Annotated in this window: 16 protein-coding genes; 7 read left to right on the top strand and 9 right to left on the bottom strand. The window is 69.6% G+C overall.

What is annotated here, in order from left to right; translation table 11 throughout:
- From OWM54_RS26720 to OWM54_RS26700, 5 genes are all read left to right on the top strand, one after another.
- Positions 1-555, top strand: coding sequence for a hypothetical protein (locus OWM54_RS26720; protein ID WP_194869357.1), 555 nt, complete (start codon positions 1-3; stop codon positions 553-555).
- Positions 552-1,196 carry a putative glycoside hydrolase gene (locus tag OWM54_RS26715; protein ID WP_267699320.1) on the top strand — a complete coding sequence of 215 codons (645 nt, stop codon included), beginning with the start codon at positions 552-554 and terminating at the stop codon, positions 1,194-1,196. The genes OWM54_RS26720 and OWM54_RS26715 overlap by 4 nt, the downstream gene beginning before the upstream one ends.
- A 202-nt stretch (positions 1,197-1,398) precedes the next feature.
- The gene (locus OWM54_RS26710; RefSeq protein WP_223746961.1) at positions 1,399-1,860 is read left to right on the top strand and encodes a hypothetical protein; all 462 of its coding nucleotides are present in this window, start codon (positions 1,399-1,401) and stop codon (positions 1,858-1,860) included.
- A gap of 400 nt (positions 1,861-2,260) precedes the next feature.
- Positions 2,261-3,538: a Tox-REase-5 domain-containing protein gene (locus OWM54_RS26705; protein WP_267699319.1), complete on the top strand. Its 1,278-nt coding sequence runs from the start codon at positions 2,261-2,263 to the stop codon at positions 3,536-3,538.
- Between the two features lie 12 nt (positions 3,539-3,550).
- Positions 3,551-4,297, top strand: a complete 747-nt coding sequence (locus tag OWM54_RS26700; RefSeq protein ID WP_324289150.1) for an immunity 52 family protein — start codon at positions 3,551-3,553, stop codon at positions 4,295-4,297.
- A 7-nt stretch (positions 4,298-4,304) separates the two neighbouring features.
- Here the strand turns inward: OWM54_RS26700 and OWM54_RS26695 are convergent, their stop codons facing one another.
- From OWM54_RS26695 to hprK, 7 genes are all read right to left on the bottom strand, one after another.
- Positions 4,305-5,012: a QsdR family transcriptional regulator gene (locus OWM54_RS26695; protein ID WP_223782677.1), complete on the bottom strand. Its 708-nt coding sequence runs from the start codon at positions 5,010-5,012 to the stop codon at positions 4,305-4,307.
- Positions 5,009-5,854 carry an SDR family NAD(P)-dependent oxidoreductase gene (locus OWM54_RS26690; RefSeq protein WP_141328636.1) on the bottom strand — a complete coding sequence of 282 codons (846 nt, stop codon included), beginning with the start codon at positions 5,852-5,854 and terminating at the stop codon, positions 5,009-5,011. Before OWM54_RS26690 ends, OWM54_RS26695 begins: the two co-directional genes overlap by 4 nt.
- Positions 5,851-6,954 carry an alpha/beta hydrolase gene (locus OWM54_RS26685; protein WP_267699318.1) on the bottom strand — a complete coding sequence of 368 codons (1,104 nt, stop codon included), beginning with the start codon at positions 6,952-6,954 and terminating at the stop codon, positions 5,851-5,853. The genes OWM54_RS26690 and OWM54_RS26685 overlap by 4 nt, the downstream gene beginning before the upstream one ends.
- Positions 6,947-8,470, bottom strand: a complete 1,524-nt coding sequence (locus OWM54_RS26680) for a flavin-containing monooxygenase (RefSeq protein WP_267699317.1) — start codon at positions 8,468-8,470, stop codon at positions 6,947-6,949. Before OWM54_RS26680 ends, OWM54_RS26685 begins: the two co-directional genes overlap by 8 nt.
- A 143-nt stretch (positions 8,471-8,613) precedes the next feature.
- Positions 8,614-9,162: a manganese efflux pump MntP family protein gene (locus OWM54_RS26675; RefSeq protein WP_223746954.1), complete on the bottom strand. Its 549-nt coding sequence runs from the start codon at positions 9,160-9,162 to the stop codon at positions 8,614-8,616.
- 12 nt (positions 9,163-9,174) lie between these two features.
- The gene (gene rapZ, locus OWM54_RS26670; RefSeq protein WP_141332937.1) at positions 9,175-10,038 is read right to left on the bottom strand and encodes an RNase adapter RapZ; all 864 of its coding nucleotides are present in this window, start codon (positions 10,036-10,038) and stop codon (positions 9,175-9,177) included.
- Positions 10,035-11,000, bottom strand: coding sequence for an HPr(Ser) kinase/phosphatase (gene hprK / locus OWM54_RS26665; protein WP_223747245.1), 966 nt, complete (start codon positions 10,998-11,000; stop codon positions 10,035-10,037). The genes rapZ and hprK overlap by 4 nt, the downstream gene beginning before the upstream one ends.
- Before the next feature lie 196 nt (positions 11,001-11,196).
- On the opposite strand from hprK, the gene OWM54_RS26660 reads away from it, so the two are divergent.
- Together OWM54_RS26660 and OWM54_RS26655 are read left to right on the top strand one after the other, a co-directional pair.
- Positions 11,197-11,541, top strand: a complete 345-nt coding sequence (locus OWM54_RS26660; RefSeq protein ID WP_267699316.1) for a histidine triad nucleotide-binding protein — start codon at positions 11,197-11,199, stop codon at positions 11,539-11,541.
- 65 nt (positions 11,542-11,606) lie between these two features.
- A complete protein-coding gene (locus OWM54_RS26655) occupies positions 11,607-12,383 on the top strand; it encodes a YoaK family protein (RefSeq protein WP_248542992.1) in 777 nt (258 codons plus the stop codon).
- A 2-nt stretch (positions 12,384-12,385) separates the two neighbouring features.
- Here the strand turns inward: OWM54_RS26655 and OWM54_RS26650 are convergent, their stop codons facing one another.
- Both OWM54_RS26650 and OWM54_RS26645 read right to left on the bottom strand, forming a co-directional pair.
- Positions 12,386-15,028, bottom strand: coding sequence for a fused MFS/spermidine synthase (locus OWM54_RS26650; RefSeq protein WP_267699315.1), 2,643 nt, complete (start codon positions 15,026-15,028; stop codon positions 12,386-12,388).
- A 21-nt stretch (positions 15,029-15,049) separates the two neighbouring features.
- Positions 15,050-16,741 (bottom strand): carbon starvation protein A, encoded by a 1,692-nt coding sequence (locus OWM54_RS26645; protein ID WP_223746950.1) that lies wholly within the window; start codon positions 16,739-16,741, stop codon positions 15,050-15,052.
- Between the last annotated feature and the right edge of the window lie 53 nt (positions 16,742-16,794).

Here is a 16,794-nt window from a genome sequence, read left to right as displayed (position 1 = left end):
ATGAAGACGTGTCTTGTGCTCCTCGCGGCGCTGGCGGCCTCCGGGTGCTACGACCGCGCGAGCTATGTCTATGGGGAGTCGATGGAGGACCTGACGCTCCAGGTCCACGACGCGACGATGGGCGTGCACCCGAGCACGACGGTCCTGGACGACCCGAACAACCCCTTCGTGGACTCGACGCCAGGGACGGAGACGAAGTGGCTCATCCAGGCCAACGCGGGGCCGGTGGCCTCGTTCTACGCGTGGGCCACCCTGCTGGCGCGCGGACCGTATGGCGAGGCGCAGTACTACGTGGGGTTGAACCTGCTGGGCGTGTACCAGAACGGGCTCGCGTCGCAGCAGGACCTGCCGGTGGTGCGCGAGCTGGCCATCAAGGCGTACCAGTCGGTGCTCGACAACTTCCCGGACGCGGTGACGTACGACGCCACGGGGACGATTCAGTACGAGCTGGTGACGCCGGCATACAAGGCCATCGTGGAGATGGGTGGGACGGTGACGGGCGGGTGGGTGCTGGTGCGGACCTCGAGCGGCGCGGACAAGGCGGTGCGGCCATGAAGCGGACCTTGGGTGTCGTTCTGTTGATGCTGGGGGCCTGCCGGCCGGACCCGGGCGAGTCCGACTACGAGAACCATCAGCCGTCGGTGCAGGGGGACGCGGGACCGAATCCGGAGGAGGAGTTCCTGCCGGGGCCGTTCCCCTACCAGCAGGGCCAGCGGCGGCTGTTCGTGGGCTTCTACGAGGGAGGACGCTCGGAGGAGATCATCATCAACGACGTGGACTCGCACATCTACCTGTACGAGGGCACGGTCTCGATTGCTTCGTCCACGACACGCGTGGAGGGGAAGCTGTCGGACCGCGTGGTCCACGCGGGCAAGGCGTGGCTCGGCTTCGGCATCCACTGGGACACACCGCGCAGCCTGGACGGATGGAAGACGCTGCACGTGAGCCTGCAGTCGTCGGACCCAGGGTTCGCCGCGGTGAAGATTGGGATGAACGACACGGAGGGCTTCCAGGTCGACGCGACGAAGTATGGGTATGCGAATGATGGACAGTGGCACCACCTGGCCATCCCCCTGGCGGACTTCTCGGCGGGGGGCGTGAACCTGGCGGCGGTGCAGGCGCCGTTCGTGCTGCTGTCCGGCGCGGGGCCGTCGGGCAACACGCTCTTGCTCGACAATCTGTACTTCACGAACTAGCGATTGGGATTGGGCCCGCTTCCCTGGCATGGGGAGCGGGCTTTCCTGAAGACTTGCATCCCCTCCTTCATCCGCGCAGCATTCCGCCCGACGGGCCGTGGCCGACCGATGGGGTGACTCGCGCGCGACAGCAGGCGAAGGACCGTCATGTCCGCAGTGCCACCCCATCGACGGCCGCCCAGGCCATAGGAGTTGCCTCGCCATGACTCGAACCGGTCTTTCCCTTGCAACCGCCGCCCTGTTCTCGGTGTTCCTGGTTGCGTGCAGCCCCGAGCCGCAGCCGGGCGAGGGCGACACGGAGACGATGACCTCCGAGAGCGCATTGTCCGAGGAGGCGAGTGCGCAGGACCCGAGCCTCGCCGCCTGTACGGCCACGGCGGTCTGCGGGAGCTGCACCACGCTCACGTGCTCGGGCACGTCCACGTGCTCGGCGCTGAATGGCCCCACGGGCCACGCCGCCTGTGATGGCGTCACCAATGCCTGCCGGACCTGCACGTACCAAGGTGAGACCTATCCTGACGGCGCGCTCCCCAGTGACAGTGCGGACATCTACTGCTCCGCCAAGCTCGACGGCCACTGCATCGGCGGTCCCTGGGCGGGCCGGCCCTGCGTCGCCACGGGGCAGTGTCTGGTCCGGTGCTGCAACGGCACCTGGCGGCGGTAGGGGTCCTGGCGTGTGAGTGAGCCACCTGCCATCCGCCCCCCCCGCGCGGGCCCCTGAAGGGCTGCGTTCTCTCGGCGGCAGAGCGCTTCACCTGTTCTGTCCGCCGAGAGCCGGTGCGGCGTCCTTCGTCAGACAAGAGTGGGAGCATCCTCCCATGGACTCTGCCCATGAAGGACGGAGGTGAAGCATGCGTGCCGGCCTCTGGCTACTGTGCGTTGCGGTCCTTCTCGCGGGTTGTGCGGGAGTCGAGTCGTCAGCAGGCCGACGTCGGGCTTCCATGCTTCGGCAGCACGGTGCTCGGACTGGGGAGGCTCTTCGCGATGACACCGAAACCTCACGCGCCTCCTCGTCGGCCGGACTTCGGAGCGCTTCAGGAGCGCACGTCGAGACGTTCGAGGACTTGCTGAAGAACGCCGGGCTTGAGGAGCAGGACGACCGGCCCATCCCCGGCAACAGCCTCACGCCAGCACAGGCGGCGCGACTGCTCGCGACGCTCCTGCGCAAGCCCGTGACGCTCGGGACCTTTCCTTCGCGAATGGCGGTGGGCCACCTGCTGCGTGAAGTTCTCGAACGAGGGCCTGTGGCGCCCGCCGAGCTACAGCGGCGCGTCGGACGCTTCCGTCAGATAGCGGTGCTCCGTCCGGATGGATGCCTGGCATGGGCGCTCACAGGGCGGGCGCAACAACGCATCGGTGAGGTCGAATGGGAGGATGGAGCGTTCCGGGCGCATCACTTCGAACTGGGACGCTTCTATGTCAGCAACGGCTTCGTCTTCCGGCTCGCGAACGAGCGACTGGAGCCCATCGACAGCGCCGTGTTCGTCGAGGTGTACGACGACGCGGACTATCTCGGCCGCGCGCTGGATGGCGCGGAGTCCGCGTTCCTGAAGCTGGCGCTCTCAGTGGGGCAGTTGCTCACCCATCCACTCGACAGCCTCGCCGAGTTGAAGAACCTGCCCTCCGGAGTGGCCGCGCTCATCACCGCGACTCCCGCCTACTTCGAGCGATTCCGGCACATGACTCGCGGAGAGCAGGTCCGCGCCGCCGCTGAACTGGCAACCAACCTCCTCGTCACGGCGGGGACGGCTTCGGCCACGACTCGCACGGTGACGGGAGCCCTGACGGGCGCCGAAGCCCACGTTCCGGTGCTGTCGCTGTCCGTGCAGGGAGCACTCCGAGTAGAGCGTCTTGCAGTACCTGTCGGGCGCGCGGCAACGGTGATGGGTGGCGGCCCCGGCGCGGCCATCGTGCTTCATCGCGCCAACTCGGCGCCCCCCCAACCCTCGGGTGGCCCAGGGCCAGGACAGTGGGGTCCCGCGAAGGAGTCCATGTCCCCACGCGCTCGCCGCTACCAGGAACAGATCTCCGGCCACTCGGCGGACGAGGCATACTGGGTCGGTGGCGTGAAGTTCGATGGCTTCGAGCAGGGCGTGTTGCTGGAGGCGAAGGGACCGGGCTATGCCCAGTTCTTCGATGACCTGGAGCCCAAGGACTGGTTCCAACATTCAGGAGCCAAGAGCCTTGTCGACCAGGCGAACCGACAGAGCCAGCAAGTGCGGAGCCTCGGAGTGCTCATCGAGTGGCATGTCGCCGAAGCGCGAGCCGCCGAAGCCATTACCCGACTCCTGGAGCGCAACAGCATCAAGGGCATTCGCGTCATCCACTCCCCCGCGCGCTGAGGAACCCAACGCGTGACCGAGAACGCCGCTCCCGAACCTTGCTACGCGGGTGCCTATTGGGGCCCCCGCAGGGAGTCGCACGAGGACTGCGCTCGACGCACAGCGCACCTTCTCCCGCTCCTGGCGGCATGCGACCCCTTCCTTGCCCAGTGGTACAAACCCACCCGGTCCACGAGGGACAGGCGTGCCCATCCCCTCATGCCTCCCGATGAAGCCGTCCTGTCCGACCTGTTCCGCGGCGGCGCCAATCGAGAGTCGGGCGGTCCCATCATCGAGGAGCTCGGCTACAGCTTCTGGTTCGGCAATGGGGGCTCCGGCGCCGACAGTGCCAGCCTGCAAATCAAGTGTGGCGATTACGCTGGAGCCAACCCCAACTGCTGCCTCATGCCACTTCCCAGGAAAGGACTGAACGCGGAGCGAATCACCACCGCGCCCGTCCTCACGAGCATCGTCCGCAGCCAGGTGCTGGCCTGGGAGCCGGACTGGGCCGTGGCCACGTCCGACGACTACCGCAAGCGGATGAGTCCCACTTCGGACGCAGGCACCTTCGTGGGCTGGGTCACCTACTTTTCGCGCCATCGAGGAACGGTGCCACCCCTTCCCGCTCCGGTCCGCATCGAGCCCGTCGAGAACATGGGCACCCTCATCATCCTCACTCCCGAGCGTGTGACGACCCACGACGCGGGGCACGTCCAATTGGGCAGACGCGTCGGTGAGCTTCTCGCCAGGGCTGGACTCCTGCGTCCCGTCGTCCCCTGACTGCCGCTCACCGCCTGCGCCACCGCGCGTCGCCCGCCTCCGCGGTGAGCAGGATGAGCGTCGCCGTTATCGCGGACTCCACGTCCGGTGGGTCTCCCGTCAGCGCGTCCCGGTACAGGAAGAACTGTCCCACCCGGACGATGACGTTCGACAGCGCATCCAGGTTCATCGCCGGTCGGATGAGCTTGTCCCTCACGCCCTCCTCCAACGCCCTGCGGATGCTCGCCGCGCAGCGCTCCTCCACGCGGCTGCTCTTCGACATCAGCACGCGCATCGCGTACTCGGAGTCCTGCTGGATGAAGCGCCTGAGCGGCGCGTCCTCCACAATCAGCTGGATGAGCCGCTCGGTGACGTTCGCCAGGTACGCCGCGCCCTCGCCCTGGAACTCGCCCCTCGCCGCCGTCAACGCCGCGTCGAACCGGGCCGAGAGCACCTCCCCATAGAGCAGCTCGCGCGTCCCCGCCCACCGGAACACCGTCGCCCGACTGACGCCCAGCTCCTGCGCCATCCTGCCGATGTCGAACCGCTCCCCCTCGCTCCACCACCGCATCGCCAACGCGAACAAATCCCTCGGCGTCGCCCGCGAGGGCGCCTCCAGCCGCTTCGACAACGGCGTCACCCGCACCCGCGCCTTCTCGCGCGAGGCCGGACGCGTCGTCCTCGACGGCGCCCCCTTCGCGCTCCGCCGCACGGGCTTCGCCCCCGTCCGCTTCATGTCGCCGCGCTCAGCATCTTCCGGCGCCGCCGCTTCATCCCCGCCACCAACACGCGCTGGTACAGCGTGGGCAACAGCCGCTGCATGAAGTCGATGAGCACCGCGTCCCCGCCGATGAGCTGACGACGCCGGTTCTTGTGGATGGCCGTGACGATGTCCTCCGCCGCCCGCTCCGGCGTCGTCGCGAACGCCTTCTCGAAGTCACTCGACGAGCGCTCGTCCGTCCACCCCCGCCGCACCGTCACCCGCGCGTTGCGCGCGATGTTCGTCTTGATGCCCCCAGGGTGCACACACGTGACGCCGATGCTCCCCCCCTCCACCTCCAGCTCCTGCCGCAGCGCCTCCGTGAACCCCTTCACCGCGAACTTCGCCGCGTTGTACGCCGCCTGCGTCGGCACCCCGATGAGCCCGAACACACTCGACACGTTGACGATGTGCCCCGCGTCCACCGCCTTCAGGTGCGGCAGGAACGCCTTCGTGCCGTACACCACGCCCCAGAAGTTGATGTTCATCAACCACTCGAAGTCCTCGTACCGCGTGTCCTCGATGGTCGCCCCCAACGCCACCCCCGCGTTGTTGATGACGATGTGCACCGCGCCGAACTCCCGCGCCACCTCGTCCGCCCACGCGTGCACCTCTTCGCGCTTCGCCACGTCCACCCGGTCCACCCGCACGCGCACCCCGTGCTCCCGGCACTTCGCCTCCGTCTCCGCCAGGCCCTGCGGATTCACGTCCGACAGCGCCAGGTGACAGCCCCGCTTCGCCAGCAACACCGCCGTGGCCCGGCCGATGCCCGAGCCCGCGCCCGTGATTGCCGCGACCTTGTCCTTCACCGTCTTCATGTGCTGGCTCCGTTTCGCGCCCGGCTCGGCTCCACCTCGTCGAGCATCCGGCGCAGCAACCGCGCGACCTCCACCGTCGCCTCCCGACACGCCCGACTCAGCCCCGACATGTTCGCGAACGCATGCACCAGCGAGTCGAAGCGGCGCAGCGTCGTCGGCGTCCCCGCCTCCCGCAGCGCCGTCGCGTACGCCTCCGCCTCGTCCCGCAGCGGGTCGAACCCCGCCGTGACGATGAGCGCCGGTGGCGCCCCCGCCAGCGACTTCTCCTGGCGAGGAGAGACCCGGGGGTCCGCCAGCGGCGTCGTGCTGCCCATCATGTACTGCTCCTGGTACCACTCGACATCCACGCGCGTGAGGAAGAACCCCTCCGCGAAGTGCGACAGCGAGCCCCAGTCCCGGGTGCGGTCCATCGTCGGGTACAACAGGAACTGGAGCGCCGGCTTGCGCGTGCCCTCGCGCACCGTGTGCTGCGCGACGACGGCCGCCAGGTTCCCACCCGCGCTGTCACCTCCCACCGCCACCCGCTCCGGGTCCGCGCCCAGCGACGCCGCGTGCTCCAGCGCCCACTCGAACGCGGCAATCGCGTCCTCCACCGCCGAGGGGAACGGATGCTCGGGCGCCAGCCGGTAGTCGATGGAGAGCACGTGCACGCCCGCGTGGTGACACAGCCGCCGGCACGGCGAGTCATGCGTGTCCAAATCCCCCATCACGAACCCGCCGCCATGGAAGAACACCAGCAGCGGCCGCCCCCGTGAGTCCCCGGGCGGGACATAGTGCCGCGCCCGCAGCGGGCCCTGCTTCGTCTCGAGCACCCGCGACGTCACCGACGCCACCGGCTCCAGCGCCCCCGAGTGCATCAGCGCCTCGCGCCGCAGCCGGTTCCGCGACTCGGCGAGAGGCAGCTCCGACTTCCGGGGCACGCCCTTGCGCTCCCGCAGCGAGAGCAGCAGCTGCACCTCGGGGTGCAGGCGCAGCCCGTCAATCACCACCGGCGGCTTGCCGGACAAGCGCACCAGCATCGGCGGCGGCAGGCGGAACAGCGCGCTCGCGACCTTGAACTCCAGGCGCTCCAGGAGGGTGAGCTTCGTGTCATCAGCCATGTGCCAGCTTCCGGTGACGAGTCCCCGCCGTCGCGCTCGAACGCCCGTGCCGGGCGATGGCCACGTACTCCGACGGCTCGAAGGCGGAGACTCGATGGTGGTAGGAGAACGTGAAGCCGGGCCACAGCGTGGAGTTGCGCCCGGTGGCATCCAGATACCAGCTCACGCACCCGCCCGTGAGCCAGACCGTCCGCGCCATCCGCGTGTCGACGTCCTGGATGAACGCCTCCTGCGCGTCGGACGTGGGCTCCACCGCCGCGAGCCCTCGCCCCTCCAGGTAGCGCAGCGCGCTGAGCACATGCGCGAACTGGGCCTCCATCATCAGGATGACGGACGTGTGTCCCAGCCCCGTGTTGGGCCCCAGCAGCATGAAGAAGTTGGGGAAGCCGCTCACCGACGTGCCCAGGTGCGCCTTCATGCTCCCCGCCCACGTCTCGGTCAGCGAGCGCCCATCCCGTCCCCGGATGTGCCGCGCGAAGGCGGGCTCCGTGATTTGGAAGCCCGTGCCGAAGATGAGCGCGTCCACCGGGTGCTCCGCGCCCGTCGTGGTGACGACGGAGTGCTCGCGCACCTCCTGGAGGCCCTCCGTGACGACCTCGACATTGTCCCGGGTCAGCGCCGGGAAGTAGTCGTCCGAGACGAGCACGCGCTTGCAGCCCATCGTGTAGCCGGGCGTGAGCTTCGCGCGCAGCACCGGGTCCTTCACCGAGTCGCGCAGGTGCCGCTTCGCCCCTCGCTGGGCAAGCCGGATGATCCACGGGTGCATGAAGGCCAGCGCGGACAGCTCCTTCACCGCGTAGATGCCCAGGCGCGTCAGCCACCGCGCCCCGGGGACTCGCGCATACAGCCACTGTCTCCATGCGGCGATGGGACGGTCCTCGCGCGGCAGAATCCACGGCGGCGTGCGCTGGAACAGGACCAGCCGCGACACCTTCGGCTGGATGACCGGCACGAACTGGATGGCGGACGCGCCCGTGCCCACCACCGCCACCCGGCGCCCCTCCAGCGCGTAGCTCAAATCCCACCGGGCCGAGTGCATCACCTTGCCCTGGAAGCGCTCCAACCCCGGCAGCGTGGGCACCACGGGCTCGTTGAACGCGCCCGCCGCGAAGATGAACACGTCCGCGGTGAACAGCCCCTGGGACGTCTGGAGGCGCCAGTGCTGCGCGGCCTCGTCCCAGGAGGCCTCCTCCACGGTGTGGTGGAAGCGCACGTGCGGCAGCACCCCGAAGCGCCCCGCGCAGTCACGCAGGTACGCGTGAATCTCCGGCTGCGATGAGTAGGCCCGCGACCAACGCGGGTTGGGCGCGAAGGAGAACGAGTACAGGTGCGAGGGCACGTCACACGCGCAGCCCGGGTACACGTTGTCCCGCCAGACGCCGCCCACGTCCCCCGCCCGCTCCAGGATGACGAAGTCCTCCATCCCCTCCTGCTTCAGACGGATGGCCATGCCCAGGCCACCAAAGCCGCTGCCAGCGATGGCCACGTGGAAGTGTCGGACCCGAGCCAGGGACATCACCAACCTCCGCTCCAGGAAACCCGCCCGTCGCCCACTCCACCCGCGCTACGGATTCCCACCATGGCGCGTCATGAGTCACTTCGCAACCTTGACTCATTTCCGACAAGGCCGTCGCTCGCGAGGGCCCGCCAGTGGGGACGTCAGTGGTTCAGGTGCTCGACGAGCGTCTTGAGGCCGATGCCGATGAGCACCACGCCTCCGAGCAGCTCGATGCTGGTGCCGAAGCGCTCACCCAGCCGCTTGCCCGCCCACGCGCCCAGGACGGACAGCACGAAGGTGAGCACGCCGATGAGGCCGGTGGAGAGGATGACGCCCAGCTCCAGCGCGGGCAGCGTCACGCCGACGGCGAGCGCGTCGATGCTGGTGGCCACGCCCAGCGTCATCAGCATGGGCAGCTTGATGCCCGTCGACGCGGCGCGCTCCTCCTCGTCGTGGGAGAACGCCTCGTAGATCATGTGCCCGCCCACCAGGGCGAGCAGCCCGAAGGCAATCCAGTGGTCCACCGCCGCGAAGCGCGTGAGGATGACCTTGCCCCCGAGCGCGCCGGCCAGGGACATGCCGAACTGGAACAGGCCGAACGTCACCGCCAGCTTCAGGATGTCTGGCGGACGCGCCCCGCGGATGGCCATGCCTCCGGAGACGGCGGTGGCGTCCATCGCCACCCCGAGCGCGAGCAGGAACAGGGTCATGGACGCCTCCGGCTATTCCTTCTCGATGTCCCGGTCCCACAGCTGGACGCGGGTGTTCTCATCGGTCAGCCGGCGGGTGAGCTCCGCCGCGATGGCCACCGAGCGGTGCTTGCCGCCCGTGCACCCCAGCGCCACCGTGAGGTACGCCTTCCCCTCCTTCTGGTAGCGGGGGAACAGGAAGCGGCAGAGGTCCACCACCTTCTCGAGGAACTGCTGCGCCTCGTCGCGGTCCAGCACGTACGCGGCCACCTTCGGCACCTTGCCCGTCAGCCCCTTCATCTCCGGGACGAAGTACGGGTTGGGCAAGAAGCGCACGTCCAGCACCAGGTCCGCCTGCGGCGGCACGCCGTAGCGGTAGCCGAACGACATCACCGACAGGCTGGGGCCCGCGGCGGGCTCCGGGCTGAAGCGCGCCTGCACCATGCGCTTCAGGTCGTGGACGTTGAGCACCGACGAGTCGATGACCTGGTCCGCGATTTCGCGCAAATCCCTCAGCGCCTCGCGCTCGGCCTTGATGCCGTCGGCGACGGTGCCATTGGGAGCGAGCGGATGGCGGCGGCGCGTCTCGCTGAAGCGACGGATGAGGCTGTCGTCGCTCGAGTCGAGGAAGAGCACCTCCACGTGGTGGCCGGCGCGACGCACCTCGTCGAGCATGCGCGGGGCCTCCTTGAGGAAGACGCCCTCGCGCACGTCCACCACCAGCGCCATGCGCTCGATGTTGCCACCGCCCGCCAGCTCCGTGAGCTTGGGCAACAGCACCACCGGCAGGTTGTCGATGCAGAAGAACCCCGCGTCCTCCAACGCCCGGATGGCGGTGGACTTGCCGGAGCCGGACATGCCGGTGATGACGACCAACTGTTTCGCGGGCGCGGTCACTCGACCTCTTCTCCCAGGGTGCGGCGCATCGCCCCTTCGGCGATGGCCCGGTTGAGCCGCTCGGCGAACTCCCGCGCCGAGTGGTGGCCCTGATGCTTCAACAACTGGTTGCGGGCGGCCACCTCGATGATGGTCGCCATGTTACGGCCAGGACGCACGGGTACCACCGACAGCGGGATGTCCACACCCACAATCTGCAGGTGCTTGTCCTCCACCCCCAGCCGGTCGTACTCCTGATGGGGGTCCCACTCCTGCAACTCGATGACGAGCTCAATCTTCTTCTGCTCGCGGACCGCCGCCACGCCGAACAGGTCCTTGATGTTGATGATGCCCAAGCCCCGGATTTCCATGTGGTGCTTGATGACCGGATTACCGGCCCCGTAGACGGCGCCCTTGCGGCGGGTGACGTCGACGATGTCGTCGGCCACCAGACGGTGGGCGCGCATCACCAGGTCCAGGGCAATCTCGCTCTTGCCGATGCCACTCTTGCCCAGGAGCAGGATGCCCACGCCGAAGACGTCCATCAGCACGCCGTGCAGGCTGCTGGACTCGGTGAGGGCCTCCTCCAGGAAGGACTGGACGCGGGTGATGAAGTCGCTGGAGAGCAGCGGCGTCTTCATCAGGGCCAGGCCCTCCGCCTCGCAGGCGGTGACCAGCACGGGGGGAATCTCCAGCTCCTTGGTGACGACGACGCAGGCCAGGTCCTCCTCCTCGAAGAGCTTGGACAGGGCCTCGCGCTGCCGCGACTCGGGGAGGGTGGCCAGGTAGGAAATCTCGGTGTTGCCGAACACCTGGACGCGGCGGGGGTGGAGGTGCTCGGTGAACCCCGCCAGCGCCAGCCCCGGCTTCTGGATGCGCGGCGAGTCCACCGTCCTCGTCAGGCCCGCCGCGCCCGCGACGAGCGTCAGCCGCAGGTCGTAGTCGTGGTCCTCGATGAGCTGGGAGATGCGGATGGATTTCATCGTCGGGGCCTGGAATATCACCGGTGGGACCTTTTGAGTCGAAGTGCCCACGGGGCATGGCCTCCCCTACCTCTACCGCCGATTGCCCACCCGACCACCGGCCCGCCGGCCTCGGGCGCCCGGGCCACCGCTTGGCGCCTCAACAATGCGCGCCATGGCCATTTCCCGGCGTCCGGCGGGTTGGTAAGCCCCGGCCATGTCCGACTGCCTCTTCTGCAAGATTCGAGACGGCCTCATCCCGGCCAAAGTGGTCTACAAGGACGACGTCTGCCTGGCGTTCAAGGACATCAACCCTCAGGCGCCCACGCACGTCCTGTTCATCCCCCACAAGCACATCCCGACGGTGAACGACATCGCGGCGGAGGACGAGGCCACGGTGGGGCACCTCTTCACCGCGGCGGCGAAGCTGGCGAAGCAGCTGGGCCACGACACCGACGGCTACCGGCTGGTGATGAACACGAACGGCGATGCGGGGCAGACGGTGTTCCACATCCACCTGCACCTCCTGGCTGGCCGCTCGCTCACCTGGCCTCCAGGGTGAGGCGAAGCGGTGGGGCCCACCGGTTGCTAGTGTCTGTCCCGTGAGGCGCGAGGGGTGCGCCGGCGATGCCCTTCTCCACGGAATCGACTCCCGCGAATCGTCGTGCCTACACGGTGCTGGCCCTGCTGCTCGCGGCGGTGGCGGGCACGGTGAACGCGACGGGCTTCGTGGCGCTCGGCGTGCACACGTCCCACATGTCCGGGAACATGGCGTCCCTGGGCGAGTCGCTCGCGCTGGGGGACGGCGCGCTGGCGTTCCGGGCCGCCCAGGTGCTGCTGGCCTTCGTGGTCGGCGCGGTGTGCGCGGCGGCGCTGCTGGATGCGTCCCGACGGCGCGAGCGGGGTCGGCACGTGGCCGCGCTCGCGGTGGAGGTGGTGACGCTGGCGGGCATCGGCGTGGCGCTCGACGCGGCGCCGGGTGCGCGTGCGCCGGTGCTGCTGTGGGCGCTGGCGTTCGCGATGGGGCTGCAGAACGCGCTCGTCACGCGCGTGTCCGGCGCGGTGGTGCGCACGACGCATGTCACCGGCATCCTCACGGACATCGGCATCCAGTTGGTGCAGATGTTCGCGTGGGTGCGGGATGGCTCGCGCGGCCAGGGGGTGAGGGGGGTGCTCCGGCGCCTGCGCGCCCTGCCCTCGGCCATCGAGTTCGAGCGCACGCGGCTGCACCTGGGACTGGGGCTGTCGTTCCTGCTGGGGTGCACCGGCGGGCCGTTGCTCTACCTGCGCCACGGGCCCGCGGCGCTGGGGCTGCCGTGTGTGGTGCTGCTGCTGCTCATCGGGCTGGACTTGAGCCCGGCCGCGGCGCGCGGGGCGCCGCGAGGCTCCACGTCACGGGCGTGACGTCACTCTGGCGCGGGCTGGGCCAGGGGCTGGGTGGGCGGCGGGCCCGAGGAGGCCTCCACGTCCAGGACGCGCGAGTCGGGGCCGCCCTGGCGCAGCACGCGCAGCACGCTGCTGCGGTCATCGGTCCAGGTGAAGTCCGGCTCGCCGCGCAGACCCAGGCGCCGCACGCGCGCGGTGGCGCGGGTGAAGGTGGGGCCCCAGGAGAACTCGCGGTCCGGGCTCAGCAGCATCCAGTTGCTGCGCAGGGCGTCGTCCTTCGTCTCGTGGAAGACGAACGTCGCGTGCATGCCCAGCTTGCGCGCGTGCGCCAGCGCCACCGGCACCAGGTCCAGGTGCACGTTGCTGATGTGCATCGCCAGCACGCCGTGGGGGGCCAGGTGCTGCTTGTAGAGGGCCACCGCCTCCTCGGTGAGCAGGTGCACGGGCACCGCGTCCGAGGAGAAGACGTCCAGGGACAGCACGTCGAAGCCCTGCGGCTCGCCGCGCTCCAGCTCCTGCTCCAGGGAGATTCTCGCGTCGCCCTCCACCATCGTCGCGGTGGCCGGTGAGTCCGCGAGGAAGCTGAAGAAGCCGCCCTTGCCCTGGGCCAGCTCGATGACCGCCGGGTTGATTTCGTAGTAGCGGCCCCGGTCGTCCTTCTCGAGCAGCGCCGCGCTGGTGCCCACGCCCAGGCCGAGCACCCCCACGTGCAGGCCAGGGGGCAGTCCCACCGCCTGGCGCAGTCGACGCTGCTCGGCGATGGCCAGGCCCAGTCCGGCCTCGCGCGTGTAATAGGTCGTGGGCCGCGTACGGTTCTCCGGTGAGGCGAGCTGCCAGCCGTGGGTGACGGCGCCGTGGCGCAGGCCGAAGAGGTGGAGCGCCGGGTCCTCCGCGTTCTGCTCCATCACCCGCACCACGCCGAAGAAGTTGCGCTCGCTGAACCGGGCCCGCTCCAGGTCCTGGCTCATCGAGAGGAACAGGTTCGTCGTCACCATCATGAGCATCGCGCCGCGCAGCATCCGGCTCACGCGCCGGCCGCGCGTCTCGTCCAGGGGCGCCTTCGCCAGGCCCAACAGCGCCACGAGGCAGCAGCCGCCCAGCGAGAGCGGATACTCCCAGTAGGCGCGGAAGAAGTTCGTGGCCACGCCGCTGACGAACAGCGCGCCCAGCACACCGCCCGCGGAGACCCACAGGTAGAAGGCGCTCAGGTGCCGAGGCGCGGGGCGCAGCCGGAACAGCTCACCGTGGCACACCATGCAGCCGGCGAAGAGTGACGCGGCGTAGGCCAGCAGCAGCAGCGGCAGCGGGAAGTGTGGACCCGCCGCGTGCGCGTGCGCCGCCGCGGCGCCCGAGGCGATGAGCAGCACCGAGTACAGCGTGCGCGAGTAGAAGGATTCGCGCGAGAAGGCGAGGATGAAGGTGAGCAGGTAGACGGCGAGCGGCAGCACCCAGAGGAACGGGCCCGCGGCCACGTCCTGCGAGAGCTGGTTCGTCGTGGCGAGCAGCAGCACGGAGGCGCAGGTGGACAGCCCCAGCCACTCCAGCGTGTTCCTCAGGCCGGGCTTCGACGGGTGCTCCATCACAGGGGCGTCCGGCGCGCCACCGCGCGCCTCCTGCTTCATCGCCGCGAAGGCGGCCGCGTGCGCGGCCTCGGCGTCCGTGGCGTGCCCGGCGGTCCCCCCGCGCGAAGCGCCTCCGGCGAGAGCCTCGCTCGCATCGACGCCCGAAACCGTTCCCGTCGCTCGCGGCTCCGCGCCCGCCACGGGCGAGGCCTTCGCATCGACGCCCGAAACCGTTCCGCCAACCCCTACCGTCGCTCGCGGCTCCGCGCCCGCCACGGGCGAGGCATTCGCATCGACGCCCGAGACCACTTTGCCAGCGCCCGCCGCGACGTGTGGCTCGGCTTCGCGCGAGCCTCCCATGAGCGCGGCATTCGCATCGGAGCCCAAGCCCCCTGCTGCGCCAGCACCCACCGCGAGCCGTGACGCCGCGTCCGCCGCCACGTGCGTCACCGTGACGCCGAGTTGTCCCTCGACGGGAGCCGCCGCCGAGCGCTCATGGCGCAGCACATCCACCGCGCACACCGCGCAGGCCACCGCGAAGAGGACGAAGCCCACGCCCCAGCCCCACGCCTGCGCGCCCCGCCCCACCCAGGGCTCCACCAGGAACGGATAGCCCAGCAGCGCGAGCAGCGAGCCCACGTTCGACAGCGCATACAGCACGTACGGCGAGCGCCCCGGCCGCGCCCTCGCGAACCAGGACTGGAGCAGCGGCCCCGTGGTGCTCAGCACGAAGAACGGCAGGCCGATGGTGACCGCCAGCATCGCCAGCAGTCGCGGCACCGCCAGGTCCGTGCCCACCGGGCGCCACTCGGGCCCCGGCGCCACCGGCGAGCCCACCCACAGCGCCCTCACCCCCAACACGGCCACCGCCAATGCCAGCACCCCCAGGTGCACCTTCGCCTGCAGGCGCGGCGTCAGCCGGGAGGCCAGCCCGTGCGAGTACGCGTAGCCGCCCAGGAGCGCCGCCTGGAAGAAGAGCATGCACGCCGTCCACACACCGGGCGTCCCGCCGTACCAGGGCAGCGCATAGCGCCCCGCCAGGGGCTGCACCCCGAACAACAGGAAGGCGCTCGTGAAGATGGCGACGGAGTATCGAAGCATGGAGACCCTGGGAGACGTACGTCAGACAGCCGGCGCCGCGGCGGGAGGATGGCGCCGGGAGCGCAGCGCGCGCGACCCAGCGGCGAAGAGGGACAGCGCCAACGCGAGCAACACCACCGCCACCACCCCGTTCACCCGCGACGCCGCCGAGCTCGCCGGCGACAGCGCCTCGCGCACCAGGAGCACCAGGCTGGTGAGCGTGACAGCCCCCACGAACATCATGGGTACCAACGCATACACATAGGGCCGGCCCGTGCTCTTGAGCCACACGCAGACCCCGAGCAGCGACAGCGACGCCAGCAGCTGGTTCGACGTGCCGAACAACGTCCAGAACGAGCGCCACGCTCCCGAGCCCGCCAGCAGCACGAAGGCCAGCGGCACTCCACACGTCACCGCGGTGGCCACCATCGCCGCGCCCTTGCCCTTCTTCCCCGACAGCTCCTGGAGGATGTAGCGCCCCAGCCGCGTGGACACGTCCAGCGTGTCGAACACGAAGGTGGAGAAGGCCATGGCCCCGAAGGTCGTCGCGATGACGAGGTACTCCTTGCCCAGCACCGTGACGATGAAGCGCCCCAGCCCCGCGCCATACACCGCGCCCGGCGCCTTGCCCGTCAGCTCCGCCTTGGTGGCGACCATCACCGTCGCCAGCGCGATGACCGCCACGAAGCCCTCCAGCAACATCGCCCCGTAGCCCACCGGCTTGCAGTGCGGCTCCTTGTCGATCTGCTTCGACGTGGTGCCCGAGCACACCAGCCCGTGGAACCCCGAGCACGCGCCGCACGCGATGGTGACGAAGAGGAACGGGAACAGCGCGCCGCCGGGCCCCGGGACGTTGAAGCCCGAGAAGGCGGGCTGCTGGATGGACAGCTCCCCGCTCAGCCCGCCGTAGAAGATGCCCACCACGCCCACCGCCAGCGCGGCGTACAGCACGAAGCCGCCCAGGTAGCCGCGCGGCTGCAGCAGCACCCAGACGGGCGTGAGCGACGCGACGAAGCAGTACGCCAGGATGAGCGCGGACCAGCCTCGCGCATCCAGCACCAGCAGCGTGGACATGCGCGTGCCCAGGTACACCACGCCCAGCGTCGCCGGCACGAAGATGAGCGTCTGCAGCCACAGGGGCGGCTTGAGCCAGCGGTCCACCAGCCCCATCACCACCGCCAGCAGCAGGTACGCGATGGACGCGAACGCCACCGCGCCGCCCGGGTTGAAGCGGAAGGTGAGCCCCTCCAGCTCCGCGTCGCCGCTGACGAACGTGGCCGCCGTCGCGTCCGTGAAGGCGACGATGACGTAGACGAGCGCCACCCAGATGAAGGCCAGCATCGCCAGCCCCGCGGTGGGCCCCAGGTGGCTGCGCACCACCTCCGCGATGGAGACCGCGCCGTGGCGGATGCTCGCCACCAGCGTGGCGAAGTCATGCATCGCCCCGATGAACACCGAGCCCACCGCAATCCACAAGAGCGCCGGCAACCAACCGAACTGCTGCGCCGCCAGGATGGGCCCGGCGATGGGCCCGGCCGCGGCAATCGCGCTGAAGTGCTGGCCCAACAGGTAGAAGGGCCTGGTCGGAACGAAGTCCACGCCGTCGCTCTTCGCGTGCGCGGGCGTCACCGCTCCAGAATCCAGGCGGAACTGCCGGGCGATGAAGCCTCCGTAGAAGCGATAGCCCAGCGCCAGCACCACCAGGAACACTCCAGCAATCAGGGGGAGGCTCATGCCGCGAGGCTTTCCCGACCCGGACTTCCGGTCAACACCCTGGCTCCTGGAAG

The sequence above is a fragment of the Myxococcus sp. MISCRS1 genome, assembly GCF_026626605.1.
Classification (GTDB): Bacteria; Myxococcota; Myxococcia; order Myxococcales; family Myxococcaceae; genus Myxococcus; species Myxococcus fulvus.
Note: the sequence above shows the minus strand (reverse complement) of the source record. Positions and strands in the feature narration are given on the sequence as shown.

What these genes read in the sequence shown, in the direction of transcription:
- OWM54_RS26720 (WP_194869357.1), top strand. Translation starts at nt 1, where the DNA reads ATGAAGACGTGTCTTGTGCTCCTCGCGGCGCTGGCGGCCTCCGGGTGC.
- OWM54_RS26715 (WP_267699320.1), top strand. Translation starts at nt 552, where the DNA reads ATGAAGCGGACCTTGGGTGTCGTTCTGTTGATGCTGGGGGCCTGCCGG.
- OWM54_RS26710 (WP_223746961.1), top strand. Translation starts at nt 1,399, where the DNA reads ATGACTCGAACCGGTCTTTCCCTTGCAACCGCCGCCCTGTTCTCGGTG.
- OWM54_RS26695 (WP_223782677.1), bottom strand. Translation starts at nt 5,012, where the DNA reads ATGAAGCGGACGGGGGCGAAGCCCGTGCGGCGGAGCGCGAAGGGGGCG.
- OWM54_RS26690 (WP_141328636.1), bottom strand. Translation starts at nt 5,854, where the DNA reads ATGAAGACGGTGAAGGACAAGGTCGCGGCAATCACGGGCGCGGGCTCG.
- OWM54_RS26685 (WP_267699318.1), bottom strand. Translation starts at nt 6,954, where the DNA reads ATGGCTGATGACACGAAGCTCACCCTCCTGGAGCGCCTGGAGTTCAAG.
- OWM54_RS26680 (WP_267699317.1), bottom strand. Translation starts at nt 8,470, where the DNA reads ATGTCCCTGGCTCGGGTCCGACACTTCCACGTGGCCATCGCTGGCAGC.
- OWM54_RS26675 (WP_223746954.1), bottom strand. Translation starts at nt 9,162, where the DNA reads ATGACCCTGTTCCTGCTCGCGCTCGGGGTGGCGATGGACGCCACCGCC.
- hprK (WP_223747245.1), bottom strand. Translation starts at nt 11,000, where the DNA reads ATGAAATCCATCCGCATCTCCCAGCTCATCGAGGACCACGACTACGAC.
- OWM54_RS26660 (WP_267699316.1), top strand. Translation starts at nt 11,197, where the DNA reads ATGTCCGACTGCCTCTTCTGCAAGATTCGAGACGGCCTCATCCCGGCC.
- OWM54_RS26655 (WP_248542992.1), top strand. Translation starts at nt 11,607, where the DNA reads ATGCCCTTCTCCACGGAATCGACTCCCGCGAATCGTCGTGCCTACACG.
- OWM54_RS26650 (WP_267699315.1), bottom strand. Translation starts at nt 15,028, where the DNA reads ATGCTTCGATACTCCGTCGCCATCTTCACGAGCGCCTTCCTGTTGTTC.
- OWM54_RS26645 (WP_223746950.1), bottom strand. Translation starts at nt 16,741, where the DNA reads ATGAGCCTCCCCCTGATTGCTGGAGTGTTCCTGGTGGTGCTGGCGCTG.